Raw genomic sequence first — 15,918 nt, 5'->3', positions numbered from 1 at the left:
CGTACTGCGGTTCACCAGCCGGCGGGGCGTAGGTGTGGCAGCGACTCGGGGCGTTCCAGGTCGAGTCGGATGGCGATTTCGGCTGCCGCCTGGAGGTGCTTCTGTGCCGCCTCGGCATCGTCTTCGCCGAGCATTTGGGCGAGCTCGTGGTGGGCCTGGGCTTGTTCGTGGAGGTGATCACCCGGTACGGCGATGGTGAGGGCGAGGTCGTACTGCTCGACGGCCTCGGTGGTGAGGGCCAGCGCGGCGAGGGTCCGGCCGAGTTCGATCCGGGCCTGTGCTTGGAGCCGGGCGTCGTCGTCGGACATGGTGACGGCGGCGCGTAGTGGTTCCAGGGCGGCGTGGGCATGCCCTGACGAACGGTGTGCTGTTCCGATGAGAATCAAGGTTTCGGCTTCGCCCTTGAGATCGCCGATCCGTTGCCGCAGGTCACGTGCCTGATGGAGGTGACCGAGGGCTTCCTCGGAGGCGCCGAGTGCGATCAGGCATCGGGCCAGTGCGGTGAGCACGTGGTCGTTGGGGCTGTCCTGGCCCAGTACCTCGCATTCGGCGTAGGCCGTTCGGAGATAGGTCAGCGCGGTCTGGTGGTCGCCGTTCAGACCCCGTACGACGCCACGGGTCCAGAAGGTGATGACTTTGGCATCGATGCCGAGCGGGGACAGCCGCTCGAGACTGGCGAGCTCGTCGAACGCCGCTTGCGCATGGTCTGCTGCCTCCGTGTGGGCACCGCGTTGCAGGTGCATCAGGCCGAGCAAGGCGAGTGTGTGCGCGTGCGACTCGGTGTTCTCCTGCTGCTTCGCCGAGGCGGTCAGCAGATCGTAGGCGCGCGACGTGTGACCGGCTGACCAGTGGGCCAACGCCAGCAGAGTGCTCAGCAGTCCCTCGCCGCCCTCCCCCGTCTCCTGCGCCGCAGCCAGGCCCTGCTCCAGCAGCTCGATCGGGTCATCGGCGACGTTGCGACCCAGCAGGTGCCAGAAGGAGATGGCCAGCCGCCAGGCCTTGTTGCTGTATCCCTCAGCCGCGGCACACCGCGTCGCAGCCAGCAGATTGCGGCGCTCCGCCATCAGCCAAGCGTTCGCCGCCGCGGCGTCCGGACCGTTGCCCCCACGGTGGGCTGTCGCCTCCGTGATCGCTGCCATGTAGTGGTCAAGCATCTTCTCGGTCATTTGCGGGTCGTCGGACAGACCGCGGGCGTACTGCCTCAGCAGGTCGTGCTGGCGGTATCTGCCGGGCACGGGTTCCTCGGCCAGATGGACATCGACCAGCCTCTGCAGGGCGTCGTCGGCCTGCCCCAAAGACATGTCGGTCATTGCGGCGAGGACGGCGGCGTCAGCGTCGGCACCGGGGTGCCGGGCCAACGCGTAGAAGACCTGCTGGTCGGCGGCGGGCAGGTGCTCATGGGACATCCGGAACGCCAGTGCCACTTCTCGGTCGGCGAACAGTTGCGGCAACCGTCCGCGCGCATTGACCAACTGCGCGGAGAGATGCGCGATCGGCCACGCCGTACGGTGTGCCAGCCGTGCGCCGGACAGCCGGAGCGCGAGCGGCAAGCCCGCGCAGATGCCGACGATGCGTGCCACGGCCTCGGGCTCGGCGGCCGCCCGGTCGGCGCCCACCTGACGAGCGAAGAACGCCGTAGCTTCCGCTTCCGGCAGAACGACCAGGGACAGCGGCCGGGCCCCGGCGAGCTTCGGCAACCGGGCTCGACTCGTCACGATCACCAGGCTGGGACCGGCAGGCAGTAGCGGCCCTACCTGCGTCTCGTCCACGGCGTTGTCGACGATGATCAAGAGCCGCAGTACGGCGGTCTTCGCCCGCCACTGTGCCTTGGCGTCACCGGTCACGCCGATGGCGAGCTGCCCCAGCAGAACGTCCAGAGCCTCGTCCGCGGTCAGGGGCATCTTCCCCGCGCTGTGCCCTTGCAGATCGACATAGAGCGCACCGTCCGGAAACCGATCGGCCAGCAGATGGCCGGCGTGGACGGCGAACGCGGTCTTTCCGACCCCCGCCATACCGTCGACTGTGTAGACCGTGGCCCGATCGTCGGCGCAAGCCGCCAGCCGGGCGAGTTCACTGCCCCGACCGGTGAAGTCCGGAAGGTCACGGGGAAGACAGTTGCGGCGGTTCTCGCCGACGGCCGAGTCGGTGGCCGCGATTGCGGGCGCCGTGCTGCGGGGAAGGCTGGCAGCGAGCACCTGCCCATGCAGCTCCTGGAGCTCGGCACCCGGATCGGCACCCAGCTCTTCGATCAGCCACGCACGGACCTGCTGGTAGTGCTGCAGCGCTTCGGCGGCTCTTCCTGCCTGGTAGAGCGCCAGCATGTACTGGCCCGCCACGCGCTCGTCCGACGGGTGCTCGGCGGCGCGCGCAGACAATTCGGCAACCAGGTCTTCACCGTGACCCGACCTCAGCCGGGCGTCGACCAGCTCGTGTTGTGCCGCCAACCGCTCCTGCCCCAGCCGGTCGCGTTCCGTCTCGGCCCATCTGCCGTTCAAGCCGGTCAGCGCATCGCCACGCCACCACGCCAAGGCCTCGGTCAACCATCGCTCAGCGTTCACGTCGTCTGCGCGGGCGCGAGCACACAGGGCACGGAATCGGTGCAGATCGGTCACCGGGTGCGCGGTGGCGAGTGCATAGCCGCCTGAGCGTCGCACGATGGACACTCCCTCGGCGCCCGCCAATGCCCCTCGTAGCCGCGAGATGTAGCTGTGCAGCGTCGCTCGCGCGCGCGGCGGCGCGTCCGCACCCCAGACCCGCGCGACCAACCGATCCACCGGCACCACTCGGTCGGCCTCGACCGCGAGTGCTGCCAGCATGCACCGCTGCATCGGCGGCCCGAGGTCCACCGGCCGCCCGTCAACCAGCGCGTCGACCTCACCCAGCAGACGGATCTCAGCCGTCACACCCAGCCTCCCTGACGCTCCCTAACGACACGATTACAGGGCGTGGACAGCGTAGTGCAGAAAACCTGCAAGCAATCCACACGGACGACTCGCCATCGTGAACATCGCACGATCCGAAGTCGTGGTGACAGGAGATTCACTTGACAGCGAACGCACGGCCAACCGCCCCGGCAACCGAGGCCTGGGACTGACCCGATTCGACGGGTACGTCGCCACGTCCGTCACGTGAGGGCTCGGAGGTAGAAGTCCTTCCACGTGCCGACGGGGGACGTGGGCAGGGAGCGTTCGAGGGTCAGCAGGCCGTGCATGCTGGCCCAGAGCCGGAGCGGCTCGGCTTCGCCGGCTGCGGTGAAGTACGTCGCGATGCGGGTGATGGCGTCGGCGCGGAGCGCTTCGTCGATGTCCAGGGCCGCGAGCGACTGGTCGAAGAGCAGGGCGTAGGCGCCGGGGTTGGTGAGAGCGAACCGCCGGTACGCCGCCGTGAGGCCGAGCGTCGTGCTCCCCTCGACCGGCCGGGCGCGGTCGAGGACGCCGTACAGGCTGTTGGCCGCCTGCTCGTAGACGGCGCTCATCAGGCCACCCCGGCTGCCGAACTTGGTGTAGACGCACATCGTCGATCGCCCGGCCGCCTCGACCACGCGGCGAACGGTCAGCCCCTCGACGCCGTCGGCGGCCAGGACCTCGGCGGCGCCGGACAGCAGGCGTTCGCGGATGTCGGGTTGATCGGTACGGCGAGCCATCTGCTTCCACTCCGGACGACACAGGTGGATCACGGCCCTTGTGGTCCGCGATCGCTGCCGTCACTATAACAACCGTTATCCAATAACGAGTGTTATCGAATCTGGAGGCGTGTGATGACGTTGCCCTCGGTGTACCGATCCGCTGCGGTGGCAGGACTGGCCAGCGGCGTGGTCCTGCTCGTCAATACGGCCAAGCGGGCGGAGGTGATCCCGATCAGCGCGGCGACCCAACTGGTCGCACCGCTTGCCCAGGTCCTGGCGCTCGCACTGGTGGTCGCATTGTTCGCCCGAACCGGACGACGCAGCAGCACGTTCGGCGTGGTCGCCTTCGGGCTCAACTTCACCGCGATCGCGTTGCTCGTCGGCGTGGAGTTCGTGCTCAACCTGGTCTTTCCGCGCGTCGACGGCGCAACCGTCGAGTCTCTTCGCGCGGGTCCGCTGGGAGTGGCCCTGACGGTGAGTTCGATCCTGTTCCTGATCAGTACGACGCTGTTCGCGGCGTCACTGTGGCATCGCGACGGACCCCCGCGGCCGGCCCTGATCCTGTACGCCGTCGGAGCCGTGCCGGTGTCACTTCGCGCGGCCGTGCCGGAGGCAGCTCTGCAAGCAGGACTCCTGCTGCTCGCCGTCGCGATCGGCTGGCTGTCACTGTGGCTCTGGTCGAGTTCGCGGGAGCCCCTACCGGCCTGAAGGACCCTGCACGTCCAAGGTGGGGACGCACTGGGTTCCGTCGGGGTGCTGAGCGAGGGTGATGAGGAGGTCGAGGCGGCGGCCGGCTTCTTGGAGGTCGGCCACTCGGCGAGTGATCTGGGCTCGTTCGTCGGCCAGGCGTTGCATGAGGTCGGGGCCGATCTCGCGGGCGTCGATGCTGGGGAGCAGCGGCTCGATCAGGCGGCTGCTGAGGCCGGCGGTGTAGAGCTGCTGGATGAGCAGGACGCGGTCCACTGCGGAGTCGGGGTAGACGCGCTGACCGCTCGGGGTGCGCTCGGACTCCAGAAGGCCTTGCTCTTCGTAGTAGCGGAGCGCGCGAGTACTGACACCGGACTTGTGGGCTACCTCACCGATCCGCACGGCCATTCCCCTTGCCTTTGACGTCAACGTCAAGAATTAGCCTAGCTCGCATGGACATCACGATCGCGAACGGTCTCAAGCTCGAGTACGAGTCCCACGGACCTGAGGACGGCGAGGCGGTACTGCTCATCATGGGCCTCGGCGGACAGCTCACCCTCTGGCCGATGGGCTTCGTCGACCTACTGGTTCAGCGAGGCTTCCGCGTCATCCGGTACGACGCCCGCGACGTCGGTCTGTCCGAAAAGGTCGACGGGGCCTACACACTGGACGACATGGCGGCCGATGCCGCCGGGCTTCTGGATGCCTTGGGCATCGGCGCCGCCCACATCGTCGGCGGTTCGATGGGCGGGATGGTCGCGCAACTGGTCGCGATCAATCACCCCGAGCACGTCCGCACCCTGACTTCGATCATGTCGACCACCGGCAACCCCGAGCTCCCCAACTCCTCCCCCGAGCTGATCGAGCGGCTCAGCACCCGGCCGCCCGACCCCGCCGAGGACCTGGACGCCTTCCTCGACCACCAGGTCGCCAACATGCAGCTGACCCAGTCCCCCGCCTACCCAACCGATCCGCAAGTACTCCGCGCGCAAATCAGCCGCGACTTCAACCGCTCCTACTACCCCGCCGGCGCGCTCCAGCAGCAAATAGCCACCGTCGGCGCGCCAGACCGCCGTACCGGCCTCAGAGCACTCAACGTGCCCACGCTCGTCATCCATGGCGAGGCCGATCTGGTCATCGCGCCGGCCGGCGGCCGCGACACGGCGGAGAACGTCCCGAACGCTCGGCTCCTGCTCATCCCCGGCATGGGACATGACCTACCGCCGCAGCTGTTCCAGCAGTTCGCCGATGCCATCGCCGAACTGGCTAGTGCGGACGAGCGGTCGCGATGATGCCGTTGATGAGCATGTCGATCGCCCAGCGCCGGCGTTCGGCCGGGGCGCCAGAGACCAGATCGGCTGCTTGCTCGTGGAGGTGCGGGAACTCTTGAGCTGAGACGCCGCCGATCGTGTCGCTGAGCTGCTGCCACTCCGCGTCAGCGTCGTGGCCCTTGTCGGCGGCGTGCTCAGCGGCTGTGGCCGTGGCGGTCTGGAGGAGGTAGTCCAGACCCCAGGCCGCTTGTCCGGCGGGCACTCGGCCGGCCGCCAGCAGTGCGAGCAGAGTGTCGACCAGCGCCAGGTAGTTCGGACCGTTGGGGCGGAGGTTGAGGGCGGAGTGCGCCAGGCTGGGATGCGCGAGCAGCAGGTCGGTGTAGCTGCCCAGGACCTGCTGGAGTCCCTCGCGCCAGTCAGCTGCACCCCTGGCCGAGGTCAGATCGATCTGTGCCAGCAGCCGGTCCAGGATCGCGGCGTGCAGCTCGTGTGTGTTGGCGACGTACACGTAGAGGGAGGCGGGTCCGGTGTCCAGCTCCTGCGCGAGCCGGCGCATCGTCACGCGCTGCAGACCGTCGCTCTCCATCAGCCGCACCGCCGAGTCGACGATGCCCTCGCGGGTGAGTGCAGGTTTGGCGGGACGCTCCCGGCGGCTCAGGGCTGGCATGGCGACAGCGTATTCGGCCTGCACATCCCCATCACCGGATCGTGCTGAAGAACTCGACCATGCGCTCCAGAGCGTCCACGGCGAACATGTTCTCCAGCCCCTCGGCGGAGTCGGCAGCGCTGGCCTCGCCTCGCGGGAACAGAGCGTCCTCGTACGCCGTCAGCGCGGCCTCGGTGTCGTTGCGGTGTGCCGCGATCGCCTGGCCCAGCTCCGCGCCGTCGAACATTGCCAGGTTGGCGCCTTCGCCTGCGAACGGGGACATCAGGTGCGCAGCGTCCCCGAGCAACGTCACACCGGGCGTGCGCTCCCAGCGATGCCCGACCGGTAGCGCGTGAATGCGGCGTGGCACCAGAGAACCGTCAGCGTCCGCCACCAGCTCCCGCAGCCCTTCGTCCCAACCCTCGAACTGGCTCAGGACCGCTTTCTTGGCGGATGCGGAGTCGGTGAAGTCGATGGGGCTCAGCCAATCCTCGTCCACCTTGAGCGCTGTGTAGACGTGCACGCTGCCGTCGGTCTCCCGGTGCGCCAGGAAGCCACGCTGGTCGCCAAGACAGATGAACATTCCGCCTCCGACGAGCGCGGCGCTGCGCGGGTGCCGGACAGCAGGCTCCAGCAGGTCGGACTCGACGAAGGAGATGCCCGTGTAGGTCGGCAGCGCATCCGAAACGAGCGGCCGGATCCGGGACCAGGCTCCGTCAGCTCCGATCAGCAGGTCGGTGGTGATGGTGGACCCGTCCGCGAAGGTCACCTCGTGCCGGCCGTCACCCAGTGCGCGCGCACCGGTGACCTTCTTGCCCCAGTGGATCGAGCCGTCGGACAGCGACTTCAGCAGCAGCTCGCGCAGGTCGCCGCGATCGACCTCGGGCCGGCCGCCGCTGCCGTCGTCCGCCTGCTCCACGCGGACGCCGCCGTCCGGGGCGACCAGGCGCATCGCCTCGCCACCTTCGTGGATGATCGCGCGGAACTCGTCGTACAGGCCGGCCGCGCGGAGCGCCTGCTGCCCGTTCTCCTCGTGGATGTCGAGCATGCCGCCCTGCACCCGCGTCTCCGCGGACGGCTCCAGCTCGAACAGCGCCGCCTCGATTCCGTTGACCTGCAGAACGCGCGCGGCCGTCAGACCGCCGAGGCCCGCGCCGATGATCGCGATGGGGTGATGCGTCGATGTCGTCATGTTCCCACCGTAACGAACATGTTCGTTACGAACAAGTTCGTTACCGAGCTGAGCCGGAACTGAAGAGCTGCTCCCCCGCCACCAGCGGCTGCTCCGAACCCACGTAACGATGGACGCCCACGCCGTAGCCCGCGTCGGGCTCCGACAGATATAGCCGCTCGAACCCCACGGACTCGAACCACTCACAGATGGCCGGCGCGAGGTCGGGCTCCTCGCGATGCCGCGTCCAGAGCAGGGACCGCACCCGGCTTGCAGAACTGCGGGCAGGACGCGATGGTCCGCTCGACATCCGCATCGGAGATGTTTCCGAAGATCCCGCACGCCAGTACGACGTCCGCCGGGACCAGAACGGCATTGTCCTCTCTCAGGGAACTCCTAGGGAGTTCTTAGCGCGCCCATGGGGCAGAGCGGGGAACCCGCTCGTCTAACGAGTATTGGCGGGCTAGGGAAGGGCACTGACGTGATGGCGACGAACTTGGCGGTCGTCGGGGCCGAGGAGGAGATTCGGTACTCGGGTGAGGCTGTGGTCGTGCTGGCGGGGATTCCGGGAGCCGGCAAGAGCACACTGCTGCGTCGGCTCTACCCGGAGGACTCTGACCATGCCGGAGTGCAGGTGTTCGACTCCGAGCGGTTGCGGGCGCGGTGGATGCGAGTGCTCGGCGTGGTGCCGTATTCCTACTGGCGTCCGTTGCTGCACCTCACGTACTACGCGCAGGTGCTGACCGCGATGAAGAGTGGCCCGATGGTGATCCATGACTGCGCTACGCGCCCATGGGTACGGCGTCTGCTCGGTTGGCGGGCCAAACGGGCCGGACTGCCGTTGCACCTGATCCTGATCGACGTACCGGGTGAGGTGGCTCGAGACGGGCAGTGGTCGCGGGGACGCGTCGTACGGACCAGCAGCATGGAGACGCACTGCCGGCGGTGGCCGCAACTGCTGGCCAAAGCGACGGAGGACCCGGGACAGGTGGTTCCGGGCGCGCGGTCTGCGATCGTACTGAGCCGGCGGCAGGCCAGCCGGCTGCAGGCAATCACTTTCCGTTGAGTTTGGCCTCCAGGCCGTCCAGCACGAGGTCGAGGCCGAACGTGAAGTCCTCGACCCGGCCGGACTGCATGACGTGCGTGATGATCCGCACGACATGCGGGAACCGCTCGGGGTCCAGATCGCCGACGACGTTCGCCGACACGTCCGGCGCGGCCTCGATGGCGAACGGCAGGTTCACCTCCTGCAGGGTGAAGCCGTACAGGTGGCTGTCGAGCGTGTGCCACGCGTCCAGCGCGCCCTCGACCGTGAAGCCACCCTCGAGCAGGCGCCCGAGCGTCGAATCCAGGTACTTCGTCATGCCCGGCCCGATCGTGAACCGGGACATGATCTGCACCGCCGCCCACGGATGCGCCACCAGCACGTCGTGGGCCGAGATCGACCGGCGCCGCATGGCGTCCTTCCACGGCGTCCCCGCCGGCGGCACCTCGATGTCGGTCAGCACCAGGTCGACGATGGCGTCCAGCAGGTCGCTCTTGTTCTTCACGTGGTTGTAGAGCGACATCGCCTCGATGCCGAGCTCGTTGCCGAGTTTGCGCATGCTCAGCGCGTCCAGGCCGTCCCGATCGGCGAGCGCGATCGCGGCCCGGAGGACGCGCTCCCGGTTCAGTGGATCTCCCCGCGGTGTCATGGACAGATTCTAACTTACATCGTAAGCTTACGCCGTAAGTACGACTGGGGGAGATCATCAATGCTTGCCATCACACAGGACCGGTACGGCGAGCGCGGGGTGCTCGCACTGCGCGACATCGACGTACCGGTGCCCGCGGAGGACGAGGTCCTCGTCGAGGTCCGCGCGGCCGGGGTCGACCGGGGGGTCTGGCACCTCATGACCGGACTGCCCTATCCCGTCCGGTTCGCCGGGTACGGCGTTCGCGCGCCGAAGAACCCGGTGCTCGGGATGGACCTGGCCGGCGTGGTCAGCTCGGTCGGAGCCGGGGTCAGCCGGTTCCGACCGGGCGACGAGGTCTACGGCATCGGGATCGGCGCCTTCGCCGAGTACGCCCGGGTGCCGGAGAAGAAGCTCGCGCCGATGCCGAAGAACCTGACCTACGAGCAGGCGGCCGCCGTACCGATCTCGTCGTTGACCGCGCTCCAGGCGGTCCGCGACCAGGCCGAGGTCAAGGTCGGCGACCGGGTGCTCATCCTCGGCGCGTCCGGCGGAGTGGGCAGTTATGCGGTGCAGGTGACCGAGACGTTCGGTGCCGAGGTGACGGCGGCCTGTAGTGCCGGCAAGGCCGACCTCGTCCGGTGGCTCGGTGCGCATCACGTGCTGGACTACCGCACCGACGACTTCACGCAGTACGGGCCGTTCGACGTGATCATCGACATCAACGGGAACTCGTCGCTGAGCCGGCTGCGGAAGGCACTGACCCCGAAGGGGACGCTCGTCATCACCGGAGGTGAGAACGGCGGTCGATGGGTGGGGGGCAACGACCGCCAGCTGCGGGCGATGGTGCTGTCGAGGTTCGTCGGCCAGCGGCTGCGCCCGTTCATGAACTCCGAGAACCACGTCGACCTGGAGGTGATGACGGAGCTGATCGAGACCGGCCAGGTGGTGCCGGCCCTCGATCGGGTCTTTCCGCTCGCCGAGACCGGGTCGGCGATCCAGTACCTGATCGACGGTCACGTGCGCGGGAAAGTGGTGATAGCCGTGACCTGACAGGGAGTTTCCGCGCCTCCGGGGGGAGGGAACGGAAACTGTCGGTGGCGCCTGATTGGGTTGAACCTCGCGATCGGGAGGGGTGACCGTGAAGGTTCGAGTCGGGCGTGAGGTGCTGGCCGAGGCGGTCGGTTGGGTGGCAAGGGGGCTGCCGAGCCGGCCGAGTGTGCCGATTCTCGCCGGGATGGCCGTCGAGGCGGCCGACGGGATGCTGACGGTGTCCGGGTTCGATTACGAGAGCTCGGCGCAGGTCCGGCTACCGGCCGAAGTGGGGGACGACGGCCGGGTCCTGGTTTCGGGGCGGCTGCTCGCCGGCATCTGCCGGGCGATGCCGCGGGACACCGTTGACCTGAGCTCGGAGGGGGCTCGGGTGACGGTGTCCAGCGGCGCCTCCCGGTTCGCGCTCCAGACGCTGCCGCTGGAGGAATACCCCGCGCTGCCGGAGCTTCCGGCGGCCGGTGGGGTGGTGAGCGGTGAGGTGTTCGCGCGGGCGGTCACACAGGTGGTGACCGCCGCGGGGCGGGACGACACCCTGCCGGTCCTCACCGGGGTGCGGGTGGAGATCCGCGGGCCGGTGATCACGTTGCTGGCCACGGATCGCTACCGGCTGGCGGTCCGCAGCTTCAGCTGGGAGCCGTCCGACCCGGAGATCGAGGCGGACGCGCTCGTCCCGGCGAAGGTGCTGGCCGGCCTGGCCAAGACGATGGCCGGCCATGAGGTCACCCTCGCACTCGGTTCAACTCGCACAGGGGACGGGTTGATCGGGTTCGAGGGGGCCGGCCGGCGGGCCACCAGCCGGTTGATCGACGCCGAGTTCCCGAAGGTGCGCAAGCTGGTTCCGGCGCCCGGCGCGATCACCCGGACGGCCACGCTGCCGACCGCCGCCCTGATCGAGGCGGTGAAGCGGGTCTCCCTGGTCACCGAGCGGACGTCACCGGTGCGGTTCGCCTTCGCGGACGGTACGGCGACCCTGAGCGCGGGCAGTGGCGACGAGGCGGAGGCCACCGAGCCGATCGAGGCCGCCCTCACCGGCGATCCCCTGGTGATCGGATTCAACACCGGCTACCTCCTGGACGCGCTCGCCGCACTCGGTACGCCGTTCGCGCACTTCTCGTTCACCGAGCCGACGAAACCGGTCAACGTGGTCGGCCTGGGCTCCGCCGAGGAGATCCCGGACGGCAACTCGGCGTACATCGTGGTCCCACTGCGCATGACGAGCTAATGGTTCGCCAGGTCGGCCGCCCACGATGCCAACAGGGTCAGACCGTCCGCGCTCGCTGTGCCGGCGGGCGCGGTGTAGACGTTCAGATGCAGACCGGGATCCGCAGGTAGCTCCATCGACTCGACGTCCAGGTCGAGCCGGCCCACCACCGGATGGTGCAGTCGCTTGCGCCCGGACCGATGGAGCCGAACGTCCTGAGATGCCCACCGCTGCCGAAACAGTTCACTGCGTGCCGACAACTCGCCGACCAGCGCGATCAGCTCTTCGTCGTGCGGATTGCGGCCGGCCTCCATCCGTAGCTTCGCGGCCAGATCGCAGGTGATCTGGTCGTAGTCGACGAAGAACGTCTTTGCCGACTCGGGTTCCAGATAGACGAACCGTGCGGTGTTCGCAGGACGTCGGGTGTCGGCGAGCACTGGTGAATACAGCGCGCGGGCCAATTGATTCGTGGCCAGCACGTCGTACCGGATGTTGCAGATCCACGCCGGCGCCTCGGTGCTGGCGTCGAGTACCCGCTGAAGCGCCGGACGCACCGTCACGGTAGGTCGCTGGCGGCGGTGCGAACCATTGGGCGCCCTCGACTGCCGAGCAAGGTGGAACAGGTGATCGCGCTCGGCCTCGTCAAGTTGCAAGGCAGCTGCCAACGCGTCGAGCACCCCGTCGGACGCGGCGGCGAGGCCGCCGCGCTCCAGACGCACGTAGTAGTCGATCGACACCCCGGCCAGCAGAGCTACCTCTTCGCGACGCAGACCTTTGACCCGGCGGTTCCTGCCGTAGGCGGGCAGTCCGGCCCGCTCGGGCGTGATCCGTGCGCGACGCGAGCTCAGGAATTCCTTGATCTCAGTGCTCGGATCGATCGCAGCCACCCCTTCACTGTAGGCCGGGTCCGCAGCCGAAGGGAGGTACTGCCGGTACCCCTAGGTCCCCGTTGCGGTCGTCGCGATACCGCCGTCGACCGGGATGATGGTGCCGGTGAGATACGACCCGGCCCGGCTGGCCAGGAACACGGCGACACCTGCCATGTCGTCGTCCTGGCCGAGCCGACGCAGCGGCGCCTTCGCCGCGATCTGGTCGCCGATGGCATCGAGCGTGGCCGCCATCATCTGCGACGGGAACGGTCCTGGCGCAACCGCGTTCACCGTCACGTGCTGTGGGCCCAGCTCTCTGGCGAGCACTCTGGTGAGTTGATGGAGTCCTGCTTTGCTGCTGGCGTACGAGTAGTTGGGCGACGCGGCCACGTGGATGGCGCCGATACTGCCGATGTTGATGATCCGCGCGGGATCATCCGCGGTGCCCGCCTTGCGAAGCGCGGGGAGCAGCGCCTGCACCAGCCAGAACGGCGACTTGAGGTTGAGGTCGAGCACCGTGTCCCAGGCCTCGTCCGGGAACGTCTCCAGCGGCTCGCGCCACATCGCTCCCGCATTGTTGACGAGGATGTCCAGGCCTTCCGAGTCGGCCGTGACGAGATCAGCGAGCCGCTGACACTCGTCATGCCTGGACAGGTCCGCGGGGATTGCTCGAACCTCACCGAATTCGGACAGCAACTGCTGCGCCTCCGCGCACGCGTCTGCGTTGCGTGAGCTGATGACGACGCGTGCACCCGCCTGCAGCAGGCCGCGCGCGATCATCATTCCGATGCCCCTGGTGCCGCCAGTGACAAGTGCGTACTTCCCAGTGAGATCGAAGAGATCCTCGTGAGTGGTGACCTGGTTGTCCGCCATTGAACTTCGTTCCTTCTATCGTGGAAGCATGTGCTCAACCAGGTTGACCGCCGTCCTGGACTTCCGGGAGGCCCTGGTGAGACAGGTACCGTGAGGACCCCGTTGCCTGAGGCCACGATCGCCCGCTACCTCGCCCGGCGCGACGAACCGGCCGCGCACCTCGACGTCATCGTGCTGATGGGCTCGGCCGTGCTGGAGTCGGTAGCAGTGGCCGCCGAGGTTCAGCACGCCACGTCCGCGCGGATCCTGATCAGCGGCGGCATCGGCCACTCGACCCACCACCTCGACGATGCGGTCCGCCGTCGAGGGCTAGCCGTTGCAGTAGGTCGACCCGAGTCGCACGTGTTCCGCGACCTCCTCACCACGATGTACGACGTACCGGCCGCGGCGATCGAGATCGAGGACCAATCCACCAACTGCGGTGAGAACGCGGCCTTCACCAGACGTCTCATCAACGAACCGGGCGCGCTGATGCTGATCCAGGACCCGACCATGCAACGCCGAACCCATGCCAGCTTCGAGCGTTCTTTCGCCGATCTCCCCGACACCCGACTGATCAGCCACGCGCCGCTCATCCCGTGGATCGGCCCCGACGTCGTCAGCGCCGGCCCGGACCTACCAGAGATCTGGACGCTGGACCGATTCCGTTCCCTCGTCCTAGGCGAGGTCCGCCGCCTCCGCGACGATCCCGACGGCTACGGCCCCCGCGGCCTCAACTACATCGACCACGTCGACATCCCCTCCCCCGTCCTCGCGGCGTACGACGACTTGGCCACCGCACACCCCGCCCTAATCCGCCCACCCGGCGCCTAGCGGCCGGGTGGGCTGACCGGATACCGGGGGCGTGCACACCCCACCGTGGGCGTGAACAAGTTATGACCTGTGCACGGCCACCGTTTGCTGTTCACACCCCCAGCAACTGCCTTTGGTTAGAGGAGGTAGTTGGCCAGGACCTGGGTGAGGGTTTCTGGGGGGAGGGTATGGAACGTGCCGTCGTGGCCTTCGACTGTGCCGTGCGGCAATGCAGCGGCGGTCTGGCGGGTGGACTCTTGCAGCCAGTCCGGACTGGCGTTGCTGAAGAGTGCGAGCGTCGGCGTCTCGATCGACTCGAGCAAAGCCGTCGGTACGGCGCTGTCCCGCAGCTGCAGCGCGTCGTACACCAGCGTCGGAGCCATGGCTTCCAGCCCGGCCCACATCGGCGTATCGCGGATCTGATCGACCGCCTCCTTCGGCTGGCCGACTGCCTCCACGATGAAGAGCTCGACTGCCCCACCCGGGTTCCCGGCCGCGACAAACTCCTGCAGCCGTTCGACGTACCGGTCCGGCACCGGCGGTGCGCCCTCGGTCCGGAACGGCGGCTCGACCACAGCAATCCGCTCGAACGGCACCCCCGACTGCAGCAACACCATCACCCCGGACGAGAACCCACACGCGAACTGCGCCCCGGTCGCCGCCTGCACTGCGGCCAGGTCCTCCCACTCCCGCTCAACCGTGTACGGCGTGGTGTCACCGGAGTCACCACGGCCGCGACGGTCGTAGTTCACCACGGTGAACGCGCTCGACAGCGCCTCGACGTACGACGTGTTGGACGCCCGCTCAGTGAACGCACCGGCGACCAGTACCAGACCCGGTCCACGACCAACCACGTCGTACGCGATCTCGGTGCCGTCTGATGACACGACCTTCTGCATCTCGCTGCCCTTCATCGAAGAAGTCATGCTCTTGCCTCAGCGTCGATCGGGAGGCTTCACGCCGGACACTACGCCGCTGTGACCTGAGTCACACATAGACGAGGTCTATCGGACAGGCAGTCTGATCACTACAGTTGCATTATGTATACAGACAGCTGGTATGCGCGATGCTGCTGAGGCAGCTGGAGTACCTCGTGGCCCTTGCTCGGGAGAAGCACTTCGCCCGGGCCGCCGATGCTTGTTACGTCTCGCAGCCGTCCCTGTCGGCCGCGATCCGCAAGCTCGAGCAGGAGCTCGACGTGCCGATCGTACGGCGCGGACGCCGCTTCGAAGGGCTGACTCCGGAGGGCGAGCGGGTGCTTCTGTGGGCGCAACGAATTCTGGCTGAGCAGAATGCGCTCCGGCACGAGTTGTCTGTCCTGCGTGGCGGCCTGACCGGGACCCTACGGCTCGGGGCGATTCCGACCGCGATGCCGGTGATCTCGCTCCTCACCACACCGTTCTGTGAGCGGCACGGGAACGCGCGCGTGACGATCGAGTCGCTGTCGTCGCGCGACATCACCCACAAGCTGGCCGAGTTCGACCTGGATGTCGCGATGACCTATCTCGACGACGACACACTCGGCCAGGTGCGCAAGACCCCGCTGTACGAGGAGCGCTACCTGCTCCTGACTCCGCAGCACTCGCCGCTGGCCGACGTACCGATGGCAACCTGGGCGCAGGTCGCCGAGTTGCCGTTGTGCCTGTTGTCGCCGGAGATGCGCAACCGCCGGATCATGAACGGCTACTTCACCGACGACGGCGCGATCGCCACCCCGGCCATCGAGAGCGACACCGTCTCGGGCCTCTACAGCCACCTGCACGGCAACCACTGGTCGACCGTGATCTCCCATGCCTGGTTGCACATGTTCGGCGTACCGGACGGCATGCGCGTCGTACCGCTGAAGGGGCCGGCCGACGGACCGCGGGTCGGGCTGGTGATCGCGGCACGCAGCCCGGAGCCAGTGCTCGCCCGCGCGCTGCTCGACGTCGCCCGCCAGGCCGGCGTTCACAAAGCCCTGGACGATCTGCTCGACGTGCACTTGATGGGTACCGCCTATCAGGAGATAACGAGCAAGTCTTTGACCGTCGGTACCTAACCACGGGACGGTGGAATCA

The 15,918-nt window shown here is 67.9% G+C and carries 16 protein-coding genes; 7 read left to right on the top strand and 9 right to left on the bottom strand.

Annotation, left to right across the window (positions count from 1 at the left end; translation table 11 throughout):
* Positions 1-11: 11 nt before the first annotated feature.
* Both OG474_RS29840 and OG474_RS29835 read right to left on the bottom strand, forming a co-directional pair.
* Positions 12-2,903: a BTAD domain-containing putative transcriptional regulator gene (locus tag OG474_RS29840; RefSeq protein ID WP_405056920.1), complete on the bottom strand. Its 2,892-nt coding sequence runs from the start codon at positions 2,901-2,903 to the stop codon at positions 12-14.
* A 221-nt stretch (positions 2,904-3,124) separates the two neighbouring features.
* Positions 3,125-3,643, bottom strand: coding sequence for a TetR/AcrR family transcriptional regulator (locus OG474_RS29835; protein WP_405056919.1), 519 nt, complete (start codon positions 3,641-3,643; stop codon positions 3,125-3,127).
* 114 nt (positions 3,644-3,757) lie between these two features.
* On the opposite strand from OG474_RS29835, the gene OG474_RS29830 reads away from it, so the two are divergent.
* A complete protein-coding gene (locus tag OG474_RS29830) occupies positions 3,758-4,333 on the top strand; it encodes a hypothetical protein (RefSeq protein WP_405056918.1) in 576 nt (191 codons plus the stop codon).
* Here OG474_RS29830 and OG474_RS29825 read toward each other — a convergent pair.
* The gene (locus tag OG474_RS29825) at positions 4,322-4,720 is read right to left on the bottom strand and encodes a MerR family DNA-binding transcriptional regulator (RefSeq protein WP_405056917.1); all 399 of its coding nucleotides are present in this window, start codon (positions 4,718-4,720) and stop codon (positions 4,322-4,324) included. The two genes, OG474_RS29830 and OG474_RS29825, sit on opposite strands and share 12 nt — an antisense overlap.
* A gap of 44 nt (positions 4,721-4,764) precedes the next feature.
* On the opposite strand from OG474_RS29825, the gene OG474_RS29820 reads away from it, so the two are divergent.
* Entirely contained in the window at positions 4,765-5,604 is an 840-nt protein-coding gene (locus OG474_RS29820) for an alpha/beta fold hydrolase (RefSeq protein ID WP_405056916.1), read from the top strand.
* Here the strand turns inward: OG474_RS29820 and OG474_RS29815 are convergent.
* Positions 5,579-6,250 (bottom strand): TetR/AcrR family transcriptional regulator, encoded by a 672-nt coding sequence (locus OG474_RS29815; protein ID WP_405056915.1) that lies wholly within the window; start codon positions 6,248-6,250, stop codon positions 5,579-5,581. The genes OG474_RS29820 and OG474_RS29815 overlap by 26 nt on opposite strands.
* 31 nt (positions 6,251-6,281) lie before the next feature.
* Positions 6,282-7,421: an FAD-dependent oxidoreductase gene (locus tag OG474_RS29810; protein WP_405056914.1), complete on the bottom strand. Its 1,140-nt coding sequence runs from the start codon at positions 7,419-7,421 to the stop codon at positions 6,282-6,284.
* A gap of 463 nt (positions 7,422-7,884) precedes the next feature.
* Here OG474_RS29810 and OG474_RS29805 point away from each other — a divergent pair, with 463 nt between their 5' ends.
* On the top strand, positions 7,885-8,466 hold the full coding sequence (locus tag OG474_RS29805) for an AAA family ATPase (RefSeq protein ID WP_405056913.1): 582 nt from the start codon (positions 7,885-7,887) through the stop codon (positions 8,464-8,466).
* On the opposite strand, the gene OG474_RS29800 is transcribed toward OG474_RS29805, so the two are convergent.
* On the bottom strand, positions 8,453-9,094 hold the full coding sequence (locus tag OG474_RS29800) for a TetR/AcrR family transcriptional regulator C-terminal domain-containing protein (RefSeq protein ID WP_405056912.1): 642 nt from the start codon (positions 9,092-9,094) through the stop codon (positions 8,453-8,455). The two genes, OG474_RS29805 and OG474_RS29800, sit on opposite strands and share 14 nt — an antisense overlap.
* A 60-nt stretch (positions 9,095-9,154) precedes the next feature.
* Between OG474_RS29800 and OG474_RS29795 the strand changes: the two genes are divergently transcribed.
* The gene (locus tag OG474_RS29795) at positions 9,155-10,126 is read left to right on the top strand and encodes an NAD(P)-dependent alcohol dehydrogenase (protein WP_405056911.1); all 972 of its coding nucleotides are present in this window, start codon (positions 9,155-9,157) and stop codon (positions 10,124-10,126) included.
* An 88-nt stretch (positions 10,127-10,214) separates the two neighbouring features.
* Positions 10,215-11,348, top strand: coding sequence for a DNA polymerase III subunit beta (gene dnaN, locus OG474_RS29790; RefSeq protein WP_405056910.1), 1,134 nt, complete (start codon positions 10,215-10,217; stop codon positions 11,346-11,348).
* Here dnaN and OG474_RS29785 read toward each other — a convergent pair.
* Positions 11,345-12,214 (bottom strand): helix-turn-helix domain-containing protein, encoded by an 870-nt coding sequence (locus tag OG474_RS29785; protein ID WP_405056909.1) that lies wholly within the window; start codon positions 12,212-12,214, stop codon positions 11,345-11,347. The two genes, dnaN and OG474_RS29785, sit on opposite strands and share 4 nt — an antisense overlap.
* Before the next feature lie 51 nt (positions 12,215-12,265).
* A complete protein-coding gene (locus OG474_RS29780) occupies positions 12,266-13,069 on the bottom strand; it encodes an SDR family oxidoreductase (protein WP_405056908.1) in 804 nt (267 codons plus the stop codon).
* 90 nt (positions 13,070-13,159) lie between these two features.
* On the opposite strand from OG474_RS29780, the gene OG474_RS29775 reads away from it, so the two are divergent.
* Positions 13,160-13,882 (top strand): YdcF family protein, encoded by a 723-nt coding sequence (locus tag OG474_RS29775; RefSeq protein WP_405056907.1) that lies wholly within the window; start codon positions 13,160-13,162, stop codon positions 13,880-13,882.
* A gap of 116 nt (positions 13,883-13,998) precedes the next feature.
* On the opposite strand, the gene OG474_RS29770 is transcribed toward OG474_RS29775, so the two are convergent.
* A complete protein-coding gene (locus OG474_RS29770; protein WP_405056906.1) occupies positions 13,999-14,787 on the bottom strand; it encodes an alpha/beta fold hydrolase in 789 nt (262 codons plus the stop codon).
* 140 nt (positions 14,788-14,927) lie between these two features.
* Between OG474_RS29770 and OG474_RS29765 the strand changes: the two genes are divergently transcribed.
* Positions 14,928-15,899: a LysR substrate-binding domain-containing protein gene (locus tag OG474_RS29765; RefSeq protein ID WP_405056905.1), complete on the top strand. Its 972-nt coding sequence runs from the start codon at positions 14,928-14,930 to the stop codon at positions 15,897-15,899.
* Positions 15,900-15,918: the final 19 nt, after the last annotated feature.

It is taken from the genome of Kribbella sp. NBC_01505 (assembly GCF_045040285.1).
In the GTDB taxonomy this organism is placed as follows: Bacteria; Actinomycetota; Actinomycetes; order Propionibacteriales; family Kribbellaceae; genus Kribbella.
Note: the sequence above shows the minus strand (reverse complement) of the source record. Positions and strands in the feature narration are given on the sequence as shown.

Coding starts and splice junctions, on each gene's coding strand:
- OG474_RS29795 (WP_405056911.1), top strand. CDS start 9,155: ATGCTTGCCATCACACAGGACCGGTACGGCGAGCGCGGGGTGCTCGCA.
- OG474_RS29800 (WP_405056912.1), bottom strand. CDS start 9,094: ATGACACCGCGGGGAGATCCACTGAACCGGGAGCGCGTCCTCCGGGCC.
- OG474_RS29805 (WP_405056913.1), top strand. CDS start 7,885: ATGGCGACGAACTTGGCGGTCGTCGGGGCCGAGGAGGAGATTCGGTAC.
- OG474_RS29825 (WP_405056917.1), bottom strand. CDS start 4,720: ATGGCCGTGCGGATCGGTGAGGTAGCCCACAAGTCCGGTGTCAGTACT.
- OG474_RS29815 (WP_405056915.1), bottom strand. CDS start 6,250: ATGCCAGCCCTGAGCCGCCGGGAGCGTCCCGCCAAACCTGCACTCACC.
- OG474_RS29765 (WP_405056905.1), top strand. CDS start 14,928: ATGCTGCTGAGGCAGCTGGAGTACCTCGTGGCCCTTGCTCGGGAGAAG.
- OG474_RS29770 (WP_405056906.1), bottom strand. CDS start 14,787: ATGACTTCTTCGATGAAGGGCAGCGAGATGCAGAAGGTCGTGTCATCA.
- OG474_RS29830 (WP_405056918.1), top strand. CDS start 3,758: ATGACGTTGCCCTCGGTGTACCGATCCGCTGCGGTGGCAGGACTGGCC.
- OG474_RS29780 (WP_405056908.1), bottom strand. CDS start 13,069: ATGGCGGACAACCAGGTCACCACTCACGAGGATCTCTTCGATCTCACT.
- OG474_RS29810 (WP_405056914.1), bottom strand. CDS start 7,421: ATGACGACATCGACGCATCACCCCATCGCGATCATCGGCGCGGGCCTC.
- OG474_RS29820 (WP_405056916.1), top strand. CDS start 4,765: ATGGACATCACGATCGCGAACGGTCTCAAGCTCGAGTACGAGTCCCAC.
- OG474_RS29835 (WP_405056919.1), bottom strand. CDS start 3,643: ATGGCTCGCCGTACCGATCAACCCGACATCCGCGAACGCCTGCTGTCC.